The 7,667-nt window shown below is 72.6% G+C and carries 7 protein-coding genes and 7 pseudogenes; 5 read left to right on the forward strand and 9 right to left on the reverse strand.

Going from position 1 to position 7,667, the window contains the following annotated elements; genetic code table 11:
- Nucleotides 1-50: 50 nt before the first annotated feature.
- The 3 genes and pseudogenes from FF86_RS57725 to FF86_RS25645 form a co-directional block, all read right to left on the reverse strand.
- Nucleotides 51-293: alpha/beta hydrolase (locus FF86_RS57725; protein WP_242419602.1), on the reverse strand; the 243-nt coding region annotated here is incomplete at its 5' end.
- 1 nt (nucleotide 294) lies between these two features.
- Nucleotides 295-1,100 (reverse strand): annotated as a pseudogene (locus tag FF86_RS25640) (alpha/beta hydrolase); the annotation flags it as partial.
- A 142-nt stretch (nucleotides 1,101-1,242) separates the two neighbouring features.
- Nucleotides 1,243-1,698 (reverse strand): MarR family winged helix-turn-helix transcriptional regulator, encoded by a 456-nt coding sequence (locus FF86_RS25645; RefSeq protein WP_242419603.1) that lies wholly within the window; start codon nucleotides 1,696-1,698, stop codon nucleotides 1,243-1,245.
- 190 nt (nucleotides 1,699-1,888) lie between these two features.
- Between FF86_RS25645 and FF86_RS25650 the strand changes: the two genes are divergently transcribed.
- Nucleotides 1,889-2,563, forward strand: coding sequence for an SDR family NAD(P)-dependent oxidoreductase (locus FF86_RS25650; RefSeq protein WP_044887671.1), 675 nt, complete (start codon nucleotides 1,889-1,891; stop codon nucleotides 2,561-2,563).
- Between the two features lie 16 nt (nucleotides 2,564-2,579).
- Here FF86_RS25650 and FF86_RS25655 read toward each other — a convergent pair whose 3' ends face one another.
- The 6 genes and pseudogenes from FF86_RS25655 to FF86_RS25670 form a co-directional block, all read right to left on the reverse strand.
- Nucleotides 2,580-2,753 carry a hypothetical protein gene (locus FF86_RS25655; protein ID WP_199865815.1) on the reverse strand — a complete coding sequence of 58 codons (174 nt, stop codon included), beginning with the start codon at nucleotides 2,751-2,753 and terminating at the stop codon, nucleotides 2,580-2,582.
- Nucleotides 2,754-2,802: 49 nt separating this feature from the next.
- Nucleotides 2,803-3,798, reverse strand: coding sequence for a DsbA family oxidoreductase (locus tag FF86_RS25660; protein WP_044887670.1), 996 nt, complete (start codon nucleotides 3,796-3,798; stop codon nucleotides 2,803-2,805).
- 716 nt (nucleotides 3,799-4,514) lie between these two features.
- Nucleotides 4,515-4,640 (reverse strand): annotated as a pseudogene (locus FF86_RS57730) (branched-chain amino acid ABC transporter substrate-binding protein); the annotation flags it as partial.
- Between the two features lies 1 nt (nucleotide 4,641).
- Nucleotides 4,642-4,697 (reverse strand): annotated as a pseudogene (locus FF86_RS57735) (hypothetical protein); the annotation flags it as partial.
- A gap of 1 nt (nucleotide 4,698) precedes the next feature.
- Nucleotides 4,699-4,822: pseudogene (locus tag FF86_RS57740) on the reverse strand (branched-chain amino acid ABC transporter substrate-binding protein); the annotation flags it as partial.
- Nucleotide 4,823: 1 nt separating this feature from the next.
- A pseudogene (locus FF86_RS25670) lies at nucleotides 4,824-5,753 on the reverse strand (ABC transporter substrate-binding protein); the annotation flags it as partial.
- A gap of 414 nt (nucleotides 5,754-6,167) precedes the next feature.
- Here FF86_RS25670 and FF86_RS68350 point away from each other — a divergent pair.
- The 4 genes and pseudogenes from FF86_RS68350 to FF86_RS25680 all read left to right on the forward strand — a co-directional run.
- The coding region (locus FF86_RS68350) for a hypothetical protein (protein WP_396230091.1) at nucleotides 6,168-6,234 on the forward strand (67 nt) is incomplete at its 3' end.
- A 1-nt stretch (nucleotide 6,235) separates the two neighbouring features.
- Nucleotides 6,236-6,441, forward strand: a pseudogene (locus FF86_RS57745) (NUDIX domain-containing protein); the annotation flags it as partial.
- A 1-nt stretch (nucleotide 6,442) separates the two neighbouring features.
- A pseudogene (locus FF86_RS57750) lies at nucleotides 6,443-6,659 on the forward strand (NUDIX domain-containing protein); the annotation flags it as partial.
- A 102-nt stretch (nucleotides 6,660-6,761) separates the two neighbouring features.
- Complete coding sequence (locus FF86_RS25680) at nucleotides 6,762-7,226, forward strand: DUF1707 domain-containing protein (RefSeq protein WP_044887667.1); 465 nt, start codon at nucleotides 6,762-6,764, stop codon at nucleotides 7,224-7,226.
- Nucleotides 7,227-7,667 lie beyond the last annotated feature (441 nt).

Genomic DNA, 7,667 nt, shown 5'->3' on the forward strand with positions numbered 1-7,667 from the left:
ACGTCGTGCTACGGGCGTGCTACGGGCGTACTGCGAGCGTGCTACGGGCGTCAGGCGGCGGTCAGCAGGCGCCGAAGCCAGTTCAGGCGGGCGGCGGCGCACTCCTGGGAGATCCGTGCCTGCGGCGCGAACAGGGTGAAGCCGTGGAAGCCGCCGGGCCAGACGTGCAGCTCCGTCTGCACCCCGGCCCGCAGCAGGCGGGTGGCGTAGTCGATGTCCTCGTCGCGGAACGTCTCGGCGGAGCCGACGTCGACGAACGCCGGCGGCAGGCCGGTCAGGTCGCCGGCCCGCGCNGGCGCCGCGTAGGGGGAGACGTCCGGTCCGCCGGCGCCGTCGCCGAGCAGGGCCGTCCAGCCCGTCCGGTTCGACGTGCCGTCCCAGACCCCGAGCCCGGCCATCTGCGCGGTGGACGCCGTGCCGCCGCGGTCGTCGAGCATCGGGCACATCAGGAGCTGGCCGGCCAGCGCCGGGCCGCCGCGGTCACGGGCGAGCAGCGCGATCGCCGCCGCGAGTCCGCCACCGGCGCTGGTGCCCGCGACAACGACCCGCCCGGAGTCCACGCCCAGCTCGCCGGCATGCGCGGCCGTCCACAGCAGGCCCGCGTAGCAGTCCTCGACCGGCGCCGGGTGCGGGTGCTCCGGAGCCAGCCGGTACTCGACCGAGACGACGACCAGGTGCAGGGCCTCGGCCCAGTCGAGGATCTCCGTCACCCCGGCCCGGTTGTCGCCCATAATCATGCCGCCGCCGTGGACGTGGTAGACGACTGCCGCCGGCGTGCCGGACGCCGTCGGCCGGCAGACCAGCAGCCCGACCTCGGGCGCTCCGGGCGGGCCGGGCACCGAGAGCTCCTGCACCGTGAACGCGCCGTCGCGGTGGAGCTGCTCGTCGGGAACGGACGGCGCCACCGAGGCGGCCCGTAACCGCGGCAGCATTTCGGGGGTGATCGACGGGGTGAGGAACTTCGCGAGCGGCTCGAGGGCCGCGGCCAGCTCCGGGTCGAACGGCGGCGGCGGGCCGACGGTGGCGGCGGCAGGTGCGGCAGGTGCGGCAGGTGCGGCAGGTGCGGCAGGTGACGAGAGCGGTGGATTGCTGACGGTCATAGGTTCTCCTGCTCACCGGATGGGATGCCGGCATCCGAGCCGGCGGGCACAGACGGTCAGGACCACCGTACGCAGTAGGCGCGGCAGGCGCGGCACTTCTGCCACCGCCCGAACTCCGGCTGGCCGGCCGGAGTTCGGGCCCTCACAGGCAGGGGCCGGACGCGGCCGTGGAGTCCGCGAGCCGGGTGAGCAACGCGCGCAGCAGGCTCTGCTCGTCCGGGCTGAACGCGGCGAGCAGCCGGGTCTCGGCCTCGTCGCGGGCCGCGGCGATGCGCGCCTGCAGCCGCCGGCCCGCCACGGTGACCTCGGGAATGCGGGCGCGCCGATCGCGCGGGTCGAGGCGGCGGATGACGAGCTCGTCGCCTTCGAGCCGGTCCAGCAGCGACGTCAGCGTGGTCTTGTCGACGCCGAGCTCCCGGCCGAGCTGGAGCTGGGTGCGGCCGCCCTCGACGCCGAGCGCGGTCAGCACGATCCAGTCGCGCACGCCGGCCAGGCCGTGCCCGCGGGCGACCATGTCGAGCTCCCCCCGCATGCGCGCGGCCGCCCGGTTCAACAGCCAGGTGAGATCCGCGGGCTGCGACTCGGCAGCCCGGCCCACAGCAGGCTCCACCGACGGTTCCACCGGCAGTTTCGCGGAGGGAGGCGACGGCGTGGGCACGGATGTGATCCTAACGGATACCGTCCACGGCAAGACGTTCCCATCTCAGACGTTCCGAGCTCGGAGCATCCGCTACAGTGGCCGCGGCTCCCCACGCCGCACCGCTTTCCACGACGCAAGGAGAAGCCTCATGCCGACCATCGCCATCGTCGGGGCCGGGCCCGGGCTCGGGCTGTCCATCGCGCGCCGCTTCGGCCGGGAGGGCTTCGCCGTCGCGCTGCTGTCCCGCAACCAGGCGACGCTCGACGACCTCGCCGGCCAGCTCACCCGGGACGGCATCACGGCGGCCGGGTTCGCCGCCGATGTCCTCGACCGGCCGTCCCTCGTCGACGCGCTCACCCGCGTCGAGGCGCAGCTCGGCCCGATCGACGTGCTGGAGTACTCCCCCGCGCCGGCCGGGCGGCAGAACGCCCTGAACCCGATCGTCGAGGCACTCGACGTGACGGTGGAAAGCATCCAGCCGGAGATCGAGTACTACGTGTACGGGGCGGTCACCGCGATCCAGCACGTGCTGCCCGGCATGCTCGAACGCGGCACCGGAACGCTGCTGGTCACCACCGGGGCGTCGTCCGCGCTGGTCTTTCCCCGGATGGGCAACATCGGCATCGCGACCGCCGGGCTGCGCAACTGGGTGTTGGCGCTGAACGCCTCCCTCGCCGACAAGGGCGTGTACGCCGCCCACGTGCCGCTCGCGACCTTCATCGGCCGCGGCGGCCCCGAGACCCAGCCGGACACGATCGCCGAGATCTACTGGGAGCTGTACACCAAGCGCGACCAGGCCGAACGGCTCTACTCGACCCTCTGAACCCTGTCCTCCGAGCTCAGCCGAGGGTCCAGCCCGGGCAGTCGACGTAGCGCTCGCCCTTGTCGATGAGGTGCGACGCGGACAGACGTCCGATGACCGGCCGACCGCGAAAGAAACCCACCCGCCGCTGTGCCGCATCGGCGACCACGGGACGCGCCGCGCAGGCGAACTGGACTCGCTGGCGGTCCACGGCCCATGCCGCAGCCGGCCGCATCAGGCACGTGTCGCGAAGGCGACCGTCAACCCATCGTCGTTGACGATGGTGCCAGCGCGGCGGCCAGGCGCAGGTGCGCGGCGCCCTCCGGTCCGCCGGCGCTCTGGCGCTGCAGTGTGCGGCCCAGCAGCTGGTGGACGTAGGGATCGTCGGGAGTTTCGTCGACCAGCGCCTCCAGCAGGTGTCGGGCCCGGCCGAGCTGCGCGGAGGCATAGCAGGCGCGGGCGGCGAGCAGACGTACCCCACGGTCGTCGCCGTGCTCGGCCAGCAGCGGGCCGAGCAGCGTGAGCGCGCCGAGCGGATCACGCAGCTCCAGCAACGACTCGGCGTGGCGGTAGCGGCGGACCTCCGCCGGCGTTTCCCGTGCCGGCTCCGCCGCCCGACCGGCGCGCCGCAGGAACTCCGCGATCACCTGGGGAAGCTGCGCCCCGGCCATCGCCCGCTCCCCCACGAGGATCGTCGGAGATGTCGTCACGCCCCGCGCCCTGCCCTCCAGCAGCAGATCCCGGACGGCGTCCCGGCCCGCGTCGCCGGCGAGCAGGCCGGCACCGGCCGGAAAGCCGCTGGCGGCCGCAAGAGCCCCCAGGACCGCGCGGTCGCTGATGTCGGCGGCCTCGACGAAGTGCGCCCGCAGCACCGCCTCGACGACGGCGTCCTGCAACGACGAACCGCCGTGGTCGTAGGCGAGGGAGACGAGGCGATGGGCGTCGGTCGGGTCGACCCGCCAGGCGGCGCCCCACGGCGGCCCCAGCCCGACCTCGGCGGCGACCCGTGCCGCCCGCTCTCCGCCCCCCACGGGCGACGCGTCGGGGACGTACCAGCTCAGCGCGCCGGCCACGACCGGATCACGCAGCGCCTGCGCCAACGGCTCGGCCGCAGCCGGCGCCGTGGGGTCGATCCGAAACGGCCGCCACACCACGTCCACGTCCTCGCCCGACCAGTCGGCCAGCGTCCGCTCGAGGCGGCGCTTGCCGATGTAGGCCCAGGCGCACACCACGTCGGCCCAGATCTCGACTCGCATGGATGGCATGCTAAGCGACAGCCATCGATTAGTCGACAGGTGTCGTACAAGCGACGGCTGTCGTACGGTGATGCGCGTGAACGTCAACGACCCGCGGGCCCGCCGCACCCGGGCCTACCTGCGGTCGGCCTTCCTGGAACTCGCCGCGGAACGCAGCCTGGCAGCCATCACGATCTCCGAGGTCGCCCGGCGCGCGGAGATCAACCGGGCCACCATCTNCCTGCACTNCCCCGATCTGGACGCGCTCGCCGCCGACGCGATGGGCGACGCCGTCGCCACCGTCACCCGCCTCGCCGGGCTCTGCCCACTCGACGCCCCGCCCGAGTCGGCCCCGGCCCCACTGGTCGACCTGTTCACCCATATCGCCGAGCACGCACCGCTGTATGCGCGGGCGCTCGGCGCCGAGGGCAATGCGTCGCTCGCGGTCCGTCTACGCGAGGAGCTGGCCGCAGCACTGCTCGCCCGCTTCACCGTCGGCGCCCGGCCCGCGGTCTCGGCCGGCGTGCCGCCCGAGCTGCACGCCGCCTACCTCGCCGGCGCGCTGCTCGGCGTCGTCGCGCAGTGGATCGGCGCGGACCTGCCCGGCTCGGCCGCCGACGCGGCGAACGCGACCTGGCGGCTGATGGCCGCCACCCGACCGGCGACCGCGCCGATCGAGCCGACCGCGCCGACCGCGCCGGCGCCGGCACCTGAGCCGGATGGGGCTGATCGTGCTGTCAGGGGCTGAGCTCGTGGCCGCAGAGGTTCGGCTCCACCACGACGTACCCGTTGCCGGCCGGGTTGGCCTGGACGAAGGAATAGCACGTGGTGGGGCGGGCGGCGCCGGCTCGGAAACTGATCGTNCTGATCAGCCCGTCGGCGTCGTAACTGTTCACCGCGCGCAGTCCGTCGATGAATCCNTGCCGGGTCGGGCAGCTCCCGGCGAGTTGCAGACCGCGCAGGAAGATGTCGGCGCTGATGTAGGAGATCACCGCGATGTCCTGCTCGGGCTGGGCGACCTGCGGAGCGAACTGGCGCATCGCCGNGAGATAGGCGTTGATCCCCGGTCCGCCGATCTCGAAAGGCTTGTAGAACACCGGCACGGAGATTCCCGCCGCCTGCGGACCGACGGCACGCAGCAATGCGTGGTCGTACCCGTTGGCGGACAGGACGACCTTCGGGTTGTGGCCTGCGTTGCGCAGCACGGTCAGGACTGCGACGAGGTCCTTCGGTTCGATGATGCCGACGATGGTGTCCGCGCGGGCGGCGACGATCCGCCGGGCGACCGCCACCGGATCGTCGACGCCCGTGGTGAAGGTGACCGCGCCCAGGACCTGGACGCCGGCCGCCGCCAGGCTGCGCGCGTATGTCGAGGCGGTGGTGGAGATGCCCGCAGACAGCGCGGTCTGCAGGATCACCGCGCGGCTGCCTCCCTGGTCCCGGACGAACCGGCCCTGGGTGTCGACGGCCGAGTCGGTGGCCGTGGTGGCGGCGAACATGTTCCGGTCCTGCGACCAGACCTGCTCCGAGGCCAGGCCCGTCACCGGGACGCCCTGCTGGGCGAGGTAGCCGGCGCTGCCCGACGCCGCGACGGACAGTTCGACGACGCCGAAGACCCGCCGCTGGTCGACGAGGTCGCGCGCGGCGATGCCGTTCGTCAGCGGCGAGCCCTGGTCGTCGCGCCACTGGTAGACGACGCGGCGCCCGTTGACCCCGCCGGCGGCGTTCACCGCCCCGAGCCGCGCGTCGATCCCCGCCCGAGCCGCCTCGAAGATCGGCGAGACCGGCCCCGAGTCCGGGTACAGCACGCCGAGATCGATCCGGTCGTCGCTCACCCCCGGGCTGGCGCAGGCCGCGACCGACGACGTGTCACCCGGTCCGCATCCCACGAGCGTGACCCCCGCAACGGCAAGCGCGGTGACGACCGCCCAGGCGCGCGGGCAGCGGCGGGTGGATGTCCGGTGGCGCGAGAACACGAGAACCCCTGAACGGCCGTCGTGACAGAAGAGGAGGCGACCCGAAAACGCGGTGGAGGGCCTGGCTTGCCACACCAATCACGAGGTGACAATCCGCGGGTCGATCAGAAAGACAGAGACCGGAGCGAACCATACCAAGTCACCGTCATCATGATGCCGCCGCCTGCACACGGCGGGCGCACACTCACCAATCAGGGAGAAGATACGCCAGAAACGTCGAATTCCCGTTCCCCGCCATTCATCCGCCGGCCACCGGGTCGTTCTCCGGCCGCCCCTCCAAGCAGCGGCGGCCTGCAATTCAACCATCCATTGCTTCGGCTGTCCCGACTTTCCGACAACACGTGATCACCGTTACAGCCAGAGCCGTCCGGCCTGGTCGCCGCGCCGCCGTGGACGGCGGATAGCGTCGAGCGGGTGGTCGGAAGCGAGCGGTACGCGGTCCGCGATGAGTATCGGACGCCCGTGGATGTGCTGCTGTTGGNGCTGCGCGAGGGCCGGCTGCTGCTGACTCGGCGGGCAGGCGACATCTACGGCAGCGGGTGGTGGGCGCTGCCCAGCGGACGTCTCGAGCCGGACGAGGACGTGGTGACCGCGGCCGTCCGCGAGCTGGACGAGGAGCTGGGACTCCGGGTCGAGGAGGACGACGTCGTCTTCGTCGGCGTCACCCATGCCCTGCCCCCGGACAGCGNCGCCCGGATCGGCTTCGGCTTCCTCGTCGCCCGGTGGGCGGGTGAACCGACCATCCGGGAGCCCGAGCTGTGTTCGGAGCTGCAGTGGTCCGCGCCCGCCGAGCTGCCGGAGCGGACACTGCCCTACACCAGAGAGATCGTCCGCCTGTATGTGCAGGGCGAGCACTTCTCCCGCCCCGGTTGGCCGCCGAGCACCCCGCCCCGCCCGGCGGGCTGAGAAGCAGACCACCGGCAGCCTGCTCGGCTGCACCTGCAGCGAAGCAGGGACATCCGACATACCGTGGATATGGGTGGTGCAACCTCCAGCGGAGGAGCGGNGATGACGGACGACGCACGGGATCTCGGCACCTCGAAGAACGGACCGGACGGCGCTGTACGGGCCAGCGACGCGGACCGGACGCGCACCGCCGACTGGCTTGCCTGGGCTGCGGGAACCGGGCAGCTCACCCTGGACGAGGCGGATGAGCGGCTGGCCCACGCCTACGCGGCCCGCACCCTCGACGAGCTCGCCTCGCTCACGGCGGACCTGCAGCCCAGGCCGCAACCCGCCGCGCCGCCGGCACAGCGTCCCGGCCTGCGCGATCGACTGCACGGGCTCGACCTGGCCGGTCCGCCGCATGCCGTGATCCCGGTCGCGATCCTCGCCCTTTTCCTCGTTCTGCCGGTCCTGACGCACGGCGCGATGTGGTTCCCCTGGCCCCTCATCATCGTCGGGATGATCGCCGGCAAGGCGCACCACCGCCATCACCACGCACCGGGACCTCACCGACGTCGGGACCACTGAGTATCCCGTCGCTCTGACGGATCCGGCCGCCGAGTGTTCGCCGGAAGATTCCCGCGCATGCGGGGACGACACGCTCGGCAATCTTCCCGCATTCCTGGACGAGGGAAGATCCCTGCGCCTGCGGATACGACGGCCCGGTGCACCGCGATGACTCTGTGGAGCGGAGAAGATCCCCGCGCGTGCGGGACGACCAGATCGTCGCCGGGGAGGGTGGTGATGTCCAGAGAAGATCCCCACGCGTACGGGGACGACTGAAGGGTGACCCGCTTGCCGGAGTGCAGGCCCGGAAGATCCCCGCGCGTACGGGGACGACTCGCTCTGGCGCGACCAGGTCGCGGCGCCCGTGGGAAGATCCCCGCGCATGCGGGGACGACACGACGCCACGTGGGCGGAGGTCGTCGACGCCGGGAAGATCCCCGCGCGTGCGGGGACGACCCCGAC

The organism is Frankia sp. CpI1-P (assembly GCF_001421075.1).
Taxonomy (GTDB): domain Bacteria; phylum Actinomycetota; class Actinomycetes; order Frankiales; family Frankiaceae; genus Frankia; species Frankia torreyi.